11 protein-coding genes, 5 pseudogenes and 1 other annotated feature are annotated in these 13,821 nt (G+C 59.3%); of the genes and pseudogenes, 11 read left to right on the top strand and 5 right to left on the bottom strand.

What is annotated here, in order from left to right; translation table 11 throughout:
* Positions 1–472: 472 nt before the first annotated feature.
* Positions 473–697 (bottom strand): DUF465 domain-containing protein, encoded by a 225-nt coding sequence (locus tag AB4874_RS19395; RefSeq protein WP_368393239.1) that lies wholly within the window; start codon positions 695–697, stop codon positions 473–475.
* Positions 698–886: 189 nt separating this feature from the next.
* On the opposite strand from AB4874_RS19395, the gene AB4874_RS19390 reads away from it, so the two are divergent.
* The 5 genes and pseudogenes from AB4874_RS19390 to AB4874_RS19370 all read left to right on the top strand — a co-directional run bounded on the left by AB4874_RS19390 (position 887) and on the right by AB4874_RS19370 (position 5,540).
* A complete protein-coding gene (locus AB4874_RS19390; protein ID WP_368393238.1) occupies positions 887–1,819 on the top strand; it encodes a hydrogen peroxide-inducible genes activator in 933 nt (310 codons plus the stop codon).
* 78 nt (positions 1,820–1,897) lie between these two features.
* Positions 1,898–2,692, top strand: coding sequence for an ion transporter (locus tag AB4874_RS19385; protein ID WP_368393237.1), 795 nt, complete (start codon positions 1,898–1,900; stop codon positions 2,690–2,692).
* Between the two features lie 132 nt (positions 2,693–2,824).
* Positions 2,825–3,304 (top strand): annotated as a pseudogene (locus tag AB4874_RS19380) (IS21 family transposase); the annotation flags it as partial.
* Between the two features lie 321 nt (positions 3,305–3,625).
* Positions 3,626–4,003: a hypothetical protein gene (locus AB4874_RS19375; RefSeq protein ID WP_368393236.1), complete on the top strand. Its 378-nt coding sequence runs from the start codon at positions 3,626–3,628 to the stop codon at positions 4,001–4,003.
* A gap of 67 nt (positions 4,004–4,070) precedes the next feature.
* Positions 4,071–5,540, top strand: coding sequence for a multicopper oxidase family protein (locus tag AB4874_RS19370; protein ID WP_368393235.1), 1,470 nt, complete (start codon positions 4,071–4,073; stop codon positions 5,538–5,540).
* Positions 5,541–5,616: 76 nt separating this feature from the next.
* On the opposite strand, the pseudogene AB4874_RS19365 reads toward AB4874_RS19370, so the two are convergent.
* A pseudogene (locus AB4874_RS19365) lies at positions 5,617–5,940 on the bottom strand (IS21 family transposase); the annotation flags it as partial.
* A 606-nt stretch (positions 5,941–6,546) separates the two neighbouring features.
* Between AB4874_RS19365 and AB4874_RS19360 the strand changes: the two are divergent.
* The 5 genes from AB4874_RS19360 (at position 6,547) to AB4874_RS19340 (ending at position 10,943) form a co-directional block, all read left to right on the top strand.
* Positions 6,547–7,779 carry an acetamidase/formamidase family protein gene (locus tag AB4874_RS19360; protein ID WP_368393240.1) on the top strand — a complete coding sequence of 411 codons (1,233 nt, stop codon included), beginning with the start codon at positions 6,547–6,549 and terminating at the stop codon, positions 7,777–7,779.
* A 119-nt stretch (positions 7,780–7,898) separates the two neighbouring features.
* Complete coding sequence (locus AB4874_RS19355; protein ID WP_368393234.1) at positions 7,899–8,882, top strand: thiamine pyrophosphate-dependent dehydrogenase E1 component subunit alpha; 984 nt, start codon at positions 7,899–7,901, stop codon at positions 8,880–8,882.
* 43 nt (positions 8,883–8,925) lie between these two features.
* On the top strand, positions 8,926–9,942 hold the full coding sequence (locus tag AB4874_RS19350; protein WP_368393233.1) for an alpha-ketoacid dehydrogenase subunit beta: 1,017 nt from the start codon (positions 8,926–8,928) through the stop codon (positions 9,940–9,942).
* Positions 9,943–9,972: 30 nt separating this feature from the next.
* Entirely contained in the window at positions 9,973–10,209 is a 237-nt protein-coding gene (locus tag AB4874_RS19345; protein ID WP_368393232.1) for a biotin/lipoyl-containing protein, read from the top strand.
* Positions 10,210–10,211: 2 nt separating this feature from the next.
* A complete protein-coding gene (locus AB4874_RS19340) occupies positions 10,212–10,943 on the top strand; it encodes a lipoate--protein ligase family protein (protein ID WP_438273508.1) in 732 nt (243 codons plus the stop codon).
* A gap of 184 nt (positions 10,944–11,127) precedes the next feature.
* Here the strand turns inward: AB4874_RS19340 and AB4874_RS19335 are convergent.
* The 3 genes and pseudogenes from AB4874_RS19335 to AB4874_RS19325 all read right to left on the bottom strand — a co-directional run.
* A pseudogene (locus AB4874_RS19335) lies at positions 11,128–11,451 on the bottom strand (transposase domain-containing protein); the annotation flags it as partial.
* Positions 11,452–11,590: 139 nt separating this feature from the next.
* Positions 11,591–12,274, bottom strand: coding sequence for a hypothetical protein (locus tag AB4874_RS19330; RefSeq protein ID WP_368393230.1), 684 nt, complete (start codon positions 12,272–12,274; stop codon positions 11,591–11,593).
* 214 nt (positions 12,275–12,488) lie between these two features.
* Positions 12,489–13,013 (bottom strand): annotated as a pseudogene (locus AB4874_RS19325) (IS3 family transposase); the annotation flags it as partial.
* Positions 13,014–13,050: 37 nt separating this feature from the next.
* Here AB4874_RS19325 and AB4874_RS19320 point away from each other — a divergent pair.
* A pseudogene (locus AB4874_RS19320) lies at positions 13,051–13,700 on the top strand (IS3 family transposase); the annotation flags it as partial.
* Positions 13,338–13,454: a sequence feature (AL1L pseudoknot), on the top strand. It overlaps the preceding pseudogene by 117 nt.
* Positions 13,701–13,821: the final 121 nt, after the last annotated feature.

The following is a 13,821-nucleotide window of genomic DNA, read 5'->3' as shown; positions in this document are numbered from 1 at the left end:
GCGAAGCCCTTCAGGCAACAGCTTGGTGTCGAAACGCCCTGTCATGATGATCATCCCCTTCAGCATCTGCGCCAAATGTAGGAGTGGAGCCGTCAAACATCACACAATGTGCGCCAGAGCCAATCTTGCATGCCGGTTCACAGTTGAAGCGATGTGCGGAATTAGTTGAGAACGCCTATCGTTCATCGAGGGTGGGCAGACGCAGTCTGGCACGCCCCCCCCTTGAGACCGAAGAATTCGCACTCGTCGGCTCATCGAAGAGATCAAACCAAGATGCTCTCGGCGAAGGGTCGGCTGAGACGGTCGAGTGCGTATCATGCTGGCTAAGCGCCTCCTCTAACTCGGTAATATCGGCACTCTGGAAGAAGCGACATGCCATGATCGGATCGGGCAGATTGCGAGGCATCGTGAGAGGCTTTCCTTTGAAAGGGCGCCCCGTAGGGCGCAATGAATGATCGGAGGGGCGCCAGACTCAATTTGGTGCGCGCCGGCGGGTAAGTGTGCGCAGCACCCCTTCGTATCGGGCAAGTTCGTCTTTCAGGCGCAGACGTCGACGCTTTAAGCGTTGAAGAAGGGCCATATCGCGCCAGCTGCGTTTTTGTTCTTTGGCAACGGTTTCATCAAGGGCGCGGTGACGCACACGCAATGCGGCGATGCGGGCTGCGACGGCTGCGTGTGTTCGTTTGGAAATGTTCATTTCTTTAGGGTCCTTTCCGTTTTGGTTCCACTCGTGCCGAGGGAAGCCCCCTGGGGACTGGTGGGGGGCATGCGCTGCCACTTTCTTCGCGATCGGCGCGATCAGGTGCTTCCCTCGACAGGACTGATCTGGGGTTGCGGAAGTTATGCCTCAATCCTAAGTTTCCTGAAAATATGATCGGAATAACCTATGGACCTGCCTTCATTGCCGACGTTGCGACAGTTGCACTATTTCCGTGCTCTCGCGGATGCGGGAAACTTTCGTAAGGCGGCCGAACATGTCGGGGTCAGCCAGCCCTCACTCAGCCAGCAGATCGCTAATCTTGAAGACGTTCTGAACACGCAGCTTGTGGAGAGGGGGCGCGGCGGGGCCGTTCTGAGCGCGGCTGGGCGAGAGGTGCGTGCGCGCATCGACGGTATTCTCGAAGAGGTCGGTGCGCTGACCCAAATCGCCGAACAGACACGCGCGGGCCTTGCTGGAACCTATCGTCTGGGGGCCTCGGCAACCTTCGGGCCCTATCTGCTGCCCAAAGTGGTGCGCCGCCTGCATGCGGACCATCCCGCGCTGCGCCTGTTCATCCGCGACGGACAGCCGAACACGTTGCTGGAGGATCTTCAACAAGGTCGGCTCGATTTGGTCCTCACTCAGCTTCCGGTCATGTCCTCTGATTTCAACGTCACGCGGCTGTTTCGCGAGCCGCTCCAACTTGCCGTTGCGCATGACCATCGGCTCGCGCGTCAGAGAAATGTCGAAGATGGCGATCTTGAGGGCGAAACACTTCTGGTCTTGTCGAACGGCTTTTCGCTTCATGGCCAACTTGTCGCGCTTGCACGGGAAACGGGTGTGTGCCTGCGTCAGGATTACGAAGGCAGCAGCCTTGATGCCCTGCGCCAGATGGTGGCTATGAACATGGGTATCACGCTGCTACCTGCGCTCTACGCCCATTCCGAGGTCGAACAGCCCGAGGGTGACGTGGCGCTCGTGCCGTTCCGGCGCGGCCGCGTTTCTCGCGCAATCGGCCTCGTGACACGCCGCAACTCACGCATCCCGCCCGCCTTCTCCGAGGTGATCCGGACCGTCGTGCGCACTGATTTCGCCAATGTGCTGCTGGCCGACGGTTAGCGACAAACCAAGCCAGCGCATGGTTGTATGCGCCCTACCGCCAAACCATATGCGTTCGAGCAATGAAGGAGATGCTTTATGTCCGTGCGCGATCAGGTCGCGATCTGGCTCGAAAAGCCGATGTTTCGAAACACCATCACAGCGGTGATTTTGTTCAACGCTCTGCTGCTTGGACTAGAGACATCAGACCGCGCGACGGCTGCGGCAGGCGACATCATCCGCCTGCTCGACATGCTGTGCCTTTCGGTCTTCGTGGTCGAGATCGGGCTGAAGCTATTTGCGCAGCACCTACGCTTTTTCCGCTCGGGCTGGAATCTGTTCGATTTTACCATCGTTGGCGTATCGCTTTTGCCCGGCGCGCAGGTCTTCAGCGTGCTGCGGGCGCTGCGGGTGTTGCGACTGCTGCGCATCATCTCGGTAGCGCCACGCCTGCGACGCGTCGTCGAGGGGCTTATCAACGCGCTGCCGGGAATGGGGAGCGTCTTTCTCTTGATGGGGATCATCTTTTACATCGCCAGCGTGATGGCGACTAAGCTGTTCGGAGTAAGCTTCCCTGAATGGTTTGGCTCTCTGGGACGCTCGGCCTATTCGCTATTTCAGATCATGACGTTGGAGAGCTGGTCGATGGGGATCGTGCGCCCGGTGATGGAAATCCATTCCTGGGCTTGGGCTTTCTTCGTGCCCTTCATCATGATCACGACATTCGCGGTGGTGAACCTGCTGGTGGGTCTCATCGTGAACTCGATGCAGGATGCCCATTCCGAGGAGGAAACCACGCGCACCGATGCCTATCGCGACGAGGTGCTGCTGCGGCTCGAGGCGATCGAGCAAAGTCTAGGCAACCGTCGCGCAGGCGAGGAAGCCAGCAAGTGACCCCGTTCAAGGCTAAGAACGGGGGGGCAAAATTGGACCACGGTAGCGGCGGGATAGTCCTGTAGCGGGCGGAGTAAAATCCGGCCACTTTTCCCTTCTTGCGGCAGCAGGGAGGGCGAGGAGATCTATACCCTGGAATTATACCGGAAGGTTCGTCTGGCGTGTGCCGAGGGCATGAGCGCGCTAGCGGCGGCGCAGCATTTCAACATTTCGCGTCGGGCGGTCGAGAAGATCTAGGCCTTCTCTGAGCCGCCAGGCTATTGGCTGAGTGCGCCGATCAAGCGTCCAAAATTGGACGGGTTCACCGATATCATCGACAGTTGGCTGGACGCGGATAAGGCGATCCATCGAAAGCAGAGTCACACGGCCAAGTGGATCTTTAAGCGGCTTCGAGATGAGCATGCGTTCATCGGCAGCTATACGATCATCAAGGATTATGTCCGCGAACGCGGTCGGCGCAGCGTGGAGATGTTCGTGCCGTTGGCGCGCTCGCCAGGACATGCGCAAGCTGACTTCGGCGAAGCCGTCGTCGTCATCGGCGGCGTCGAGCAAAAGGCGCACTTCTTCGTCTTGGACCTTCTCCACAGTGATGCGTATTTCGTGCGGGCCTACCGGCTCTATCGTTACAGCTACACGCAATCTTTCGGGCTGATCCTGCTGACGATATTCGATCTCGTTGTTGTCGTCATGATCTGGCACGAGCGACGCTAGTTGCGAAAGCATCAGCCCGTTGATTGAAGGGGCGCCGCAGGACGTCTTGGCCAATCAAGACGATCTCTTGAAATTGCGCCGCCGTTGCGCCGACTGGCATCAAATCAGCCGTTTCCTTGTCTGGATCACGCACGCGAGGCGGTTTCGTCCAGGCGGCAGGGGAACCGTTCACATCTTGCAGAGCCAACTTGCGGCCAGAACGGCGCGGCGTTACAGTCTGGAATGGATCAGCGCGACCGGACATATCCCGCCTTGCTAAATGCCCTTCGGGTGCTGCTAGTGGTTTGTATTGCGTGGCTTGCCCCGATGCCTGCGGCCGCGATCACCGGCAGCGCGCCGGGTGACGGCCATATGATCGCAATGCAGGCCCATTGCGTTACCGCGGCGGCAAGGGATGGAACGAGTTGCCACACCGGCATGTCAGGTCAGATGACCTGCGGCCTCGTCTGCGCCGGAATGACCTTCGTCGGCCAGTTCGTCATGCCGATCAACCTTGCCAGTGCCGTGCAGACCGCTTGGCTTCTGAGCGGTTCGATATTGCTGGCCTCAGTCGGGCCCGATCCGGCGTTGCACCCCCCGAATACCCCTTCGATCGCCTGAGACCTGCGCCGTAGTTCGCGGCGCATTCCCCAAGCCCAAGGGTCCTGCGGGACCGATCGGAGACATCATGACCACCCAGGTTTCACGCCGCGGCTTTCTTGCCGCATCGGCGGCACTCGCCGCAACCACCGCCCTGCCACGCTTTGCGCGGGCCGAAAGTTCGCCCCTCGCACTGACCGCCACGACGCGCACCATCGAGGTCGATGGGCGCGCCGCGACGGTCTATGGCCTTGTCGATGCCGCGGGCAAATCGGGGTTGATCCTCAATCCGGGCCAACGCTTCCGGGTCGATCTAACCAATACGCTGGATGTCGAGACGCTGGTGCACTGGCATGGGCAGATCCCGCCCAATGTGCAGGATGGTGTGCCGGACCTGCCGATGCCAAAGCTGAAACCGGGCGAGACGCGCGCCTATGACTTCGCGCCAGAGGCCGGCACCTACTGGATGCACAGCCACATCGCCACGCAAGAGATGCACATGCTCGCCGCGCCGCTGATCGTGCGCAGCAAGGCGGATGCGGCTGCCGATCGTCAGGACGTGGTCATGTTCCTGCACGACTTCTCGTTCAAGCCAGCAGAGGAGGTTCTGGCCGAAATCACGGCCGGTTCGGCCGCGTCGGACGGCATGGGCGGGATGTCCGGTATGGGCCAGATGGCAGGAGCCGGCAGTATGGACGGCATGAGCGGGATGTCTGGAATGTCCGGCATGGTGATGGACCTAAACGACTACGATTTCGACGCCTACCTCGCCAATGACCGCACACTTCTCGACCCTGAGGTTGTAAGTGTCGAGAAGGCCGGGCGGATCAGGCTGCGCGTTGTGAATGCAGCGGCGGCGACCACCTTTTGGATCGACACCGGCACCGTGCCGGGCCGCCTCGTCGCGGTTGACGGCCACGATGTGCAGCCGCTTGCCGGCCGCCGTTTTGGTGTCGCGATGGCGCAACGGCTGGACATCGAGCTTGACCTGCCAGCGGGCGGCGGCAGCTTTCCCATTCTCGCGCAACGCGAAGGGTCGCGGGATCGCACCGGCCTGATCCTCGCCACGGCAGGGGCTCGGGTGCAGCGGATCGCGGCGCAGGCCGAAGCAGAGGCACCGGCGTTCGACACCGATCTGGCCCAGGAATCGCGGCTTCGGGCGGCAAACCCATTGGCCGGGCGGCCGATCGACAAGGCCGAGACGGTGATGCTGTCGGGTGCCATGCAGCCCTATATCTGGACGATCAACGGGCAGACATGGGAGACCCATGTTCCGGTCACCGCGCGCAGCGGGCAACGGGTGGAATTGACCTTCCACAATATGTCGATGATGTCGCATCCGATGCACCTGCACGGCCATGCCTTTCAGGTGGTGGCGATCGGCGGGCAGCGCTTTTCGGGCGCCTTGCGCGATACGGTCCTGGTGCCGCCGATGGCTGCGGTCACCATCGCCCTCGACGCGGGCGAGGCGGCCCGGTGGCTGCTGCACTGCCACCATATCCCGCACATGGCCTCGGGGATGATGACCGAGTTTGCTGTGGCGGCGAAGTCCGCATAGGCGCCGGCCGGAAGCGCCCGCTGGCGCGCACTCCGTTCATGATTTCGGGGGTATTGTCAACTTGTTGACAATACCGTCCGGGCGCATGCGCCAGCGGCATGAACATCTCGCGGCCGCGCCGCTCGCGCTGCCGCATGTAATCCTTCACAATCGTGTAGCCGCCGGTAAATCCGTGCTCGTCGCGAAGCCGCTCGAACACCCGCTTTGCCGTGTGCCGCTGCTTGCGATGGACCTCCCGATCGCCGTCCAGCCAACCGTCTATGATCCCGGTGAAGGCGTCTAGCTTCGGCCGCTTGACCGGTGCCGTCCGCCGGTATCCCGACGGGACCGAGAACGCCATCATCTTGGCTACGCTGTCGCGCGAGATGTTGAAATGCCGCGCCGCCTCGCGCTGGCTCATGCCCTCAGCACAGGCCAGCCGAACTTTCCGATACTAATCCACGGTGAAAATCCTCCCGCCCTCCCTGTCGCCAGAAAGGGTAAAGGTGGACGACTTTTACGCCGCCCGCAGCAGGCTCATCCCGCCGCTACCGTGGCAGACTTTCGCACCGCCGTTCTCACATGCCGAAGGCCCTCGAAAATCAGAAGCTGTAACCATCAGAGAACGTTGCCATATCTCAGAGCCAGCCGGAACTATAAAAATTTGCGACAGAACCGATGCCGTCGGGAGGGGCATCCACGCCATCAACAGAGCCCTTGCAAGCATGCGCAGCCTTTCGAACCAATTGACTCGTTATTATCTCCGACCGAGTATGAAGTTGGCTAGTAGCGCCGTTCTAGGCCATGAGTCGCTTTTCGTGGTCGCAGTCTTTCGACACTCATGCTTGCTGCGAACGCTGTTGCCATAGATCCCACTCAACCAGGCGCTGGTCGCGACCTGACCGGCACCTATCCCAGATAGGAGACACCCGTGGAAACAGATCAAACTGAAAACGGCCCCCGCGCAGCGCAGCGCAGTCTTGTCGTGCAGGAATTCACAAACGGCATTCTTGACCCAGCGCAGCCAATGCTTGGCCCAGTTGAAGACGGTGGCACGATCATCGCCAATACTGCTCCGGGATGCTGGGGACCAATGATCACTCCGCGTCTTCGCGGCGGACACGAAGTAACAAGACCTGTCTATGTGAATGGCGCAGAGCCAGGCGATGCGCTGGCGATCCGGATTCGCGACATCACCGTAACTGCCATCGCCACTGCTTCGGGTCACGATTCCTCACCCGAAGGGTTCTGTCTTGGCGATCCCTATGTGGCGGCTCGCTGCCCGCATTGCGACGCGCTCTGGCCCGAAACCCATGTCGAAGGGATCGGACCGGACGCAGTGCGATGCGACAAGTGCGGCAATCCCGTCAAGCCGTTCGAGGTGGTTCACGGGTATACCGTCGTTTTCGATGAGAGCCGCAGCGTTGGGGTTACCATGCCCAAGGAAGCGGCCGAAAAGATTGCACATAATGCCGAGCATTATGCAGCACTGCCCGATCATTCGGTTCAGCACCCCATCCTCGTCTATGCGCCGTCGGATATGCCAGCAGTGATGGTTCGAATGCGACCGTTTCTGGGGCAACTGGGCACGACCCCGTCAATGCCCTTGCCAGACTCTCACAATGCGGGTGATTTTGGCTCGGCCCTGATTGGCGCCCCGCACCAATATGCGGTGACAGCAGAGCAATTGGATGAGCATCGCACAGATGGACACATGGATATCGATGCGGTTCGCGACGGAGCGATTTTGCTGACTCCGGTCAAGGTGCCGGGGGCAGGCGTTTATATTGGCGATATGCATGCCGGACAGGGCGATGGCGAGATCGCGGGGCACACGATGGATGTGGCTGGCAGCGTCACGCTACAGGTCGAGGTGATCAAGGGGCGCACCCTTGATGGTCCGGTCCTGTTTCCCCGGCTTGACGATCTGCCGCCCATGGCGCGACCATTTAGTGCCGATGAAAAGGCGAAAGCCATAGCCTTGGCGCGGGAATGGAGCATCGATCAGTTAGAAGAAACGGCACCGATCTCGGTTATCGGCACTGGCCCGACACTAAATCAGGCGATCGAGAACGGGCTGGGTCGGGCCGCCGACCTGCTTGGCATGACGGTCCCAGAGGTGCGAAACCGCGCCACCATTAACGGGGCTATCGAAATCGGTCGTGCGCCGGGCGTCATTCAGGTGACATTCCTTGCACCGCTGTCTGCTTTGGATGCAGCCGGAATCGGGAAATTCGCACGCGAGCAATACGCATTATAACAGAAAAGATATGACGCTTCGGCAGCCTGCATTGACCTATATCAAAGCGGACTGCCGGATGCTGGTTAGCGTTAACGGGTTCGCGCGCTCGCACGAAAGCTACTGATCGGAGGACACACATGAAACCGACGAAAGAGCAATCTCTATGGATGTATGAAACCATGGTGGTCAGCCGCCGCTTCGAAGAAGCGATCGAGAAGGTTTATCTCGAAGGCAAGACGCCCGCGTTCAACATGGCCAGTGGCCCGATACCGGGCGAGATGCACCTGTCGAACGGGCAGGAACCAGTCGCAGTCGGCGTCTGTGCGCATTTGGAGACCGGCGACACAGTGACAGCAACCCACCGCCCGCATCATCAGGCGATTGCCAAGGGGGTGGATCTGAACAGGATGGCCGCCGAGATATTTGGCAAATCCACCGGATTGTCCGGTGGGCGAGGGGGCCACATGCACCTGTTCGATCCGGCGGTGAATTTCGCCTGTTCGGGTATCATCGCTGAAAGCTGTGGTCCAGCGTGCGGGGCCGCATTGTCACGCAAGTTGCAGAGAAAGCCCGGGGTCGCCGTCGCCTTTTTAGGCGAGGGAGCGGCCAACCAAGGCGCATTTCACGAGGCTCTCAATCTCGCTGGGGTCTGGAAGCTTCCGGTGGTCTTCGTAATCGAGGATAATTCTTGGGGAATTTCGGTTCCCAAATCCGAGGCGACGGCTGTGGCACGCAATGATGTGCGTGCAGCGGGCTACGGTATGCCCGGCCACTACATCTCGGGCAACGATCCCTATGCGATCTTTGACATAGCGGGTCAGGCGATCACGCGAGCCCGCGACGGCAAGGGGCCGACTCTGATTGAGGTCGAGACTTATAGGTTGGCGGGGCATTTCATGGGAGATGCTGAACAGTATCGCCCAAAAGGCGAGAAGGAAGCCCTGTTTGCCAAGGATCCAATTCCTAAAATGCGCGAACGCCTGATCGCTGAGGGCCATGCCGCCGAGAGCTTGGACAAGCTCGAAGAGCGCGCCGAGGCCCGCGTGGCCGATGCTATCACCTTTGCGCGCGACAGCGAGTATGCGCCAGAGACTGATGCGTTGACCGCTGTTTTTGTCTGATTTTCCGACCTCCACAAACCTGTGGCATGAAAGGATTTGCCCCATGCTTGACCAGCCAACAAACGAACGCCGTCTGACCATAGCGCGCGCGATGGCCGAGGCGATGCAGCAAGAGATGCAACGTGATCCGACTGTCTTCGTGATGGGCGAGGATATCGGTGGTTTCGGCGGCATCTTTGGCAATACCCGTGGCCTGTTCGAGGAATTCGGCAAGGAACGCGTCCGTGACACCCCGATTTCCGAAACCGGCTTTATCAGCGCTGCCGTGGGCGCGGCAATGGACGGGATGCGCCCGGTTGTTGAGCTGATGTTCGTCGACTTCTTCGGCGTCTGCTTTGACGCGATCTACAATCAGATGGCCAAGAATACCTATTTCTCGGGCGGAAACGCATCAGTTCCAATGGTGCTGATGACCTCGACCGGTGGTGGCTACTCGGATGCGGGCCAGCATTCGCAATGCCTTTACGGCACCTTCGCGCATCTGCCGGGAATGAAGGTCGTGTCGCCTTCGAATGCCTATGACGCCAAAGGGCTGATGACCGCTGCGATCCGCGACGACAACCCCGTGATATATATGTTTCACAAGGGATTGCAGGGAATGGGCTGGTTGAGCACCGAGCCCGGCGCCACCGTCAACACACCCGAAAGCGATTATATTGTCGAGATCGGCAAGGCGAAGGTCGTGCGCGAGGGCACCGACGTGACGCTGGTCGGTCTTGCAATGGGGGTCCATAATGCTTTGAAGGCCGCCGAAAGGCTGGCCGAAGAGGGCGTGAGTGCCGAGGTGATTGATCTCGTGTCGCTGGTTCCGCTTGACCGTGAGACGGTGATCAATTCGGTCGCTAAGACCGGGCGTCTTATCGTCATCGACGAGGATTACCACAGCTATGGCGTATCAGGTGAGATCATAGCAACCGTGACCGAGTATGACATCTCAAAGCTGAAGGCGTCCCCGGCACGCGTCACTTATCCGGACGTGCCAATCCCCTATGCCAGACATATGGAGCAACTCTGCCTGCCCAATCCCGACAAGATTATTGCCGCCTACCGCAAAATGTAATTCGTGATAATCAAATATAGGAGTGGCCGCATGGCGACCGAGGTGAAGGTTCCACAGGATTTGTGGCAGGACGACAGTATGGAAGCTGTTATTACAAACTGGCTGGCAAGCGACGGAGCGGCCGTGCGAAAGGGTGTGTTGATCGCAGAGATCATGGTCGAGAAGTCGCAGTTTGAAGTGACTGCGCCCGCCGATGGGATTCTGACTATCACAAAACAGGCCAACGACATCGTGCGCAAGGGGGACGTAATCGGGAAGATCGCGTGACCATGACAGCGGCGGACAGTCCGGTGCGAGAAATGGCTCTTGCCGACGCACTGGAATGGGAGGCTGCACGTTTGGCAGACATTGCGGCTGGTCGCCGCGATGCCGCTGCAATGCTTTGGTCCTGCGAACGCGCGCTGGTCGCGCCTGCAAGCCTGAGCAGGCATCCCGGTTTTGAGCGAGCATGCTTGCATGCCAACGACGCAGGCTGGCCGGTTCACCTGCGCGCCACAGGCGGCGATTTGGTGCCGCAAAGCCCCGACATCGTTAATTTGTCGGTGTTGTTTCGCGCGTCTCGGGAGGGCGCATCCGGGCTTGAGGACGCCTACAGGCGACTAACCGCACCGATTTGCGGCGCTCTTTCTGATGCTGGCATAAGCTCGTGTTATGGGGATGTGCCTGGGGCCTTTTGTGATGGACGATTCAATATCACAGTTCTGGGGCGAAAGTTCGCGGGAACTGCACAACGCTGGCGCCCGATGACAGATGGAAATGCGATTCAGAGTCATGCGCTGATGCTAATGCGCCCTCCTGACGAAAACATGATCGCGACGCTGAATCGTTTCTATCATGATTGTGGCATAAACCGCGTTATTGATGCCAGCGCACATGTCGGATTGCACGATATACTTCAGAAGGACGTATCCAAGCTGGCGCAGCACCGTTTCCTCCGCATGATCGCTGTCCTGGCGCATGAATCTTTAGCCCGCGCCCCCACGGCGAAGAGAAGACGATGAGGCTTAGAACAGCGACCGTGCTTGTAATCCGATCGTGCTCTGTAAGAATGCGATACACGGAGGACTCTGATACAAAGTATTTCCCCGTGGCCGTGTATCGAGCTGAAGTTTGTGACTTTGGTCCTATGCTGCACTTTCTCGTGCGCACCCGGAACTGCGCCGGGACGATGTCCAGCCGCTCCTACACGTCCTCGCCGATACAATGCAGGCAACCGCCGCAGACACAGGTCAGACTCTTGGGGTCGATCACCTCCTCAATGCGCGGCAGGTGCTTGGGCAGCGCCCCGCGATTGATCGCTCGGGGCCTGATGGTCCGCTTGGCAGCAGAAGCATCGGCTTCCTCTTCTGCATGGACGATGGCGATCGTCGTCTCCAGATCCTCTAGCGCAAGCTCGAACTAGTCCGGATCGCTCTTCTCCGACTTGCGTCCGAAGACGGCCTGTTTGAAGGCCGCCACCAGCTTTTCTAGCCGTTCGATCCGCTCGTCCTTGCGCTGATTGCGCGCCTCCTGTCATTCACAGCATGTCTTTTCCGCGATTCACAGCATCCGTTTTCCGGCGGTGCTCGTCCAAAGCCTCTATGATCCGCTAAGATATTGGATTAAATGAAGTTTCTGAAAGCGCCGCCAGTGTGAGTTGCGGCAGCCGCTACACCTTGCAGCGCAAGCTTCGTTCTACCTCTTCGCGCAGATAGATATGGCCATAGCTCTCGCCCTCAGGCGCAAAGGGGCGCAGATTCGCGGCCCTGAGTCGCGCAAGAATAGTGTTCACGTGTTCGCCAAAGCGTTCGATCAACATCGGCAAGGTCACAAACCGCGCTCGAAACGCGTCGATATCAGTGGCGCGCAGGTAAAATACACATACCCCATCTTTCGGCGCTGTCATGCGGACCGACGGTGAGTGTCCTGCCGCAAGCAGCGCAATGAACCCGTCCCTGCCACGCTGGCTGATCGTGCGGCTGAACTCGGTGGCAGGGATCAGATCCTGCGCTGCATCGGCGCTCCCTTGGAGTGCGAGCAGATTGATTTCCGCCTTTTGGACCGCGAACCCGTGATAGCCCTCAATCCCCGGCAGGCCCCCGAGTCGCAGCATGCCCTTACGGATCGCGTCGATAATCGCGCCGACCCGCAGCCCGGAGCGCTTGCTGGCCATTTGCACGGTTTCACAACCGTCGCTTGAGACCGTGTCCTCTTGGACCAGTGCCTTGAGCTTAGCCACGAGCGCCAGCCCATCCTCCAAGCGCCACGGATACTTAACGGTCGGCACCGCTGTAGCTGGCAACAAGACCCCATCCGCCGCAAGTGCGGCCAGTTCGTTCCGAGTAGCGCCCATTGCTTTGCGAAGCTTGGTCGCGCCAATCCAGTGCGGCATCTCGGCAAGGAGAGGTGAAAAGCGCTCGGCATCGAAGGTTTTTCTATTTGCTGGACGCGTATCAGTTGGAGATAGCGCTCCCGCCTCAATCAGAACCGCCTCAATTGTTGGCGCTGACCTGAGCCCCAAGTTCCCTCCAGCTCTGGGCGGAGTCCTTGGGGTTAAATCTTTGGCGTTAGGCCGCCATCTTGTCCATTGCCTTTCTCTGCAAAAATTCCATCGGTGTCAGGTTGCCCAATGCTGAATGTGGTCTGCGCCAGTTGTAATCCTCCTGCCATTCTTCAAGCGTGTTGCGGGCATCGCGCAATGTTCCAAACAGCGTTTCGTTGAGGCATTCGTCTCGCAGTTTGCCGTTGAAGCTTTCAATGAAGCCGTTCTGCTGAGGCTTTCCAAGCGCGATGTAATGCCAATCGATGCCGGTTTTCTGAACCCATTTGAGGATCGCCATGCTGGTGAACTCAGTGCCGTTGTCCGATACAATCGTCTCTGGCATGCCCCGCTCAGCGATCACACGGTCCAGTTCTCTGGCAACCCTTTGGCCCGACAATGATGTGTCCGCGACCAGCACCAAGTTCTCGCGACTGAAGTCATCGACAACTGCCAGAATGCGAAACCGACGTCCATCTGTCAGCGCGTCAGACACGAAATCTAAGCTCCAACGTTGGTTTGGGCCATCGGGCAGGACTGAATCGCCCCGAGTTTGTCGGAGACCATCAACTTAAGTAAGGATGATGGTTATGACGAAAAGCAAAATGGCAAATCGCTACTCGCCCGAGGTCCGCGCACGAGCGGTCAGGATGGTGTTTGAGCATCAAGGCTCATACGAAACGCAGGCGGGCGCGATTGCGGCCATTGCACCGAAGATCGGCTGTATTCCCCAGACCCTGCGCGAATGGGTCAAGCAGGCCGAGAAAGACAGCGGTATGCGCGACGGTGTCACGACCGAGGAACGGGATCGGATCAAGGCCCTGGAACGTGAGGTCCGCGAGTTGCGCCAGGCGAATGAGATCCTGCGCAAGGCGTCAGCTTATTTTGCGCAGGCGGAACTCGACCGCCCACTGAAGCGATGATCGCCTTCATTGAAGATCAGCGCGCTGTTTACGGCGTCGAGTCGATCTGCAGAGTCCTGCCGATCGCGCCGTCAACATATTATCATCGTCTGGCGTGCGAAGCCGATCCCTCCAAAGCCTCCGCACGGCATCGGCGTGACATGGAGTTGCGTCCGGAGGTCAAACGGATCTGGGATGAAAACTATCAGGTCTATGGGGTCCGCAAGGCGTGGCATCAGCTAAAGCGGGAAGGCTATACGCTGGCGCGCTGCACGGTGGAGCGCTTGATGAAACAGATCGGCATCCGTGGTGCCGTGCGTGGAAAGGTGGTCAAGACGAGGGAGTGTCATGAACTCTGTGTATCTGGTTCGGCCCATGCGGGTTTCAGATACGGTTAAGCATTGAAGCGCTCGTCGAACATGATAGCGAATTGATTGCGGGCGGCAAACCACTCTCTAA

Source organism: Thioclava arctica, assembly GCF_040892615.1.
Lineage (GTDB): Bacteria > Pseudomonadota > Alphaproteobacteria > Rhodobacterales > Rhodobacteraceae > Thioclava > Thioclava arctica.
The sequence above is the reverse complement of the archived record's forward strand: the minus strand, read 5'-3'. Positions and strand labels throughout refer to the sequence as shown.

What these genes read in the sequence shown, in the direction of transcription:
- AB4874_RS19345 (WP_368393232.1), top strand. Translation starts at nt 9,973, where the DNA reads ATGGCGACCGAGGTGAAGGTTCCACAGGATTTGTGGCAGGACGACAGT.
- AB4874_RS19390 (WP_368393238.1), top strand. Translation starts at nt 887, where the DNA reads ATGGACCTGCCTTCATTGCCGACGTTGCGACAGTTGCACTATTTCCGT.
- AB4874_RS19360 (WP_368393240.1), top strand. Translation starts at nt 6,547, where the DNA reads ATGCTTGGCCCAGTTGAAGACGGTGGCACGATCATCGCCAATACTGCT.
- AB4874_RS19355 (WP_368393234.1), top strand. Translation starts at nt 7,899, where the DNA reads ATGAAACCGACGAAAGAGCAATCTCTATGGATGTATGAAACCATGGTG.
- AB4874_RS19330 (WP_368393230.1), bottom strand. Translation starts at nt 12,274, where the DNA reads ATGGGCGCTACTCGGAACGAACTGGCCGCACTTGCGGCGGATGGGGTC.
- AB4874_RS19375 (WP_368393236.1), top strand. Translation starts at nt 3,626, where the DNA reads ATGGATCAGCGCGACCGGACATATCCCGCCTTGCTAAATGCCCTTCGG.
- AB4874_RS19370 (WP_368393235.1), top strand. Translation starts at nt 4,071, where the DNA reads ATGACCACCCAGGTTTCACGCCGCGGCTTTCTTGCCGCATCGGCGGCA.
- AB4874_RS19350 (WP_368393233.1), top strand. Translation starts at nt 8,926, where the DNA reads ATGCTTGACCAGCCAACAAACGAACGCCGTCTGACCATAGCGCGCGCG.
- AB4874_RS19340 (WP_438273508.1), top strand. Translation starts at nt 10,212, where the DNA reads ATGACAGCGGCGGACAGTCCGGTGCGAGAAATGGCTCTTGCCGACGCA.
- AB4874_RS19385 (WP_368393237.1), top strand. Translation starts at nt 1,898, where the DNA reads ATGTCCGTGCGCGATCAGGTCGCGATCTGGCTCGAAAAGCCGATGTTT.
- AB4874_RS19395 (WP_368393239.1), bottom strand. Translation starts at nt 697, where the DNA reads ATGAACATTTCCAAACGAACACACGCAGCCGTCGCAGCCCGCATCGCC.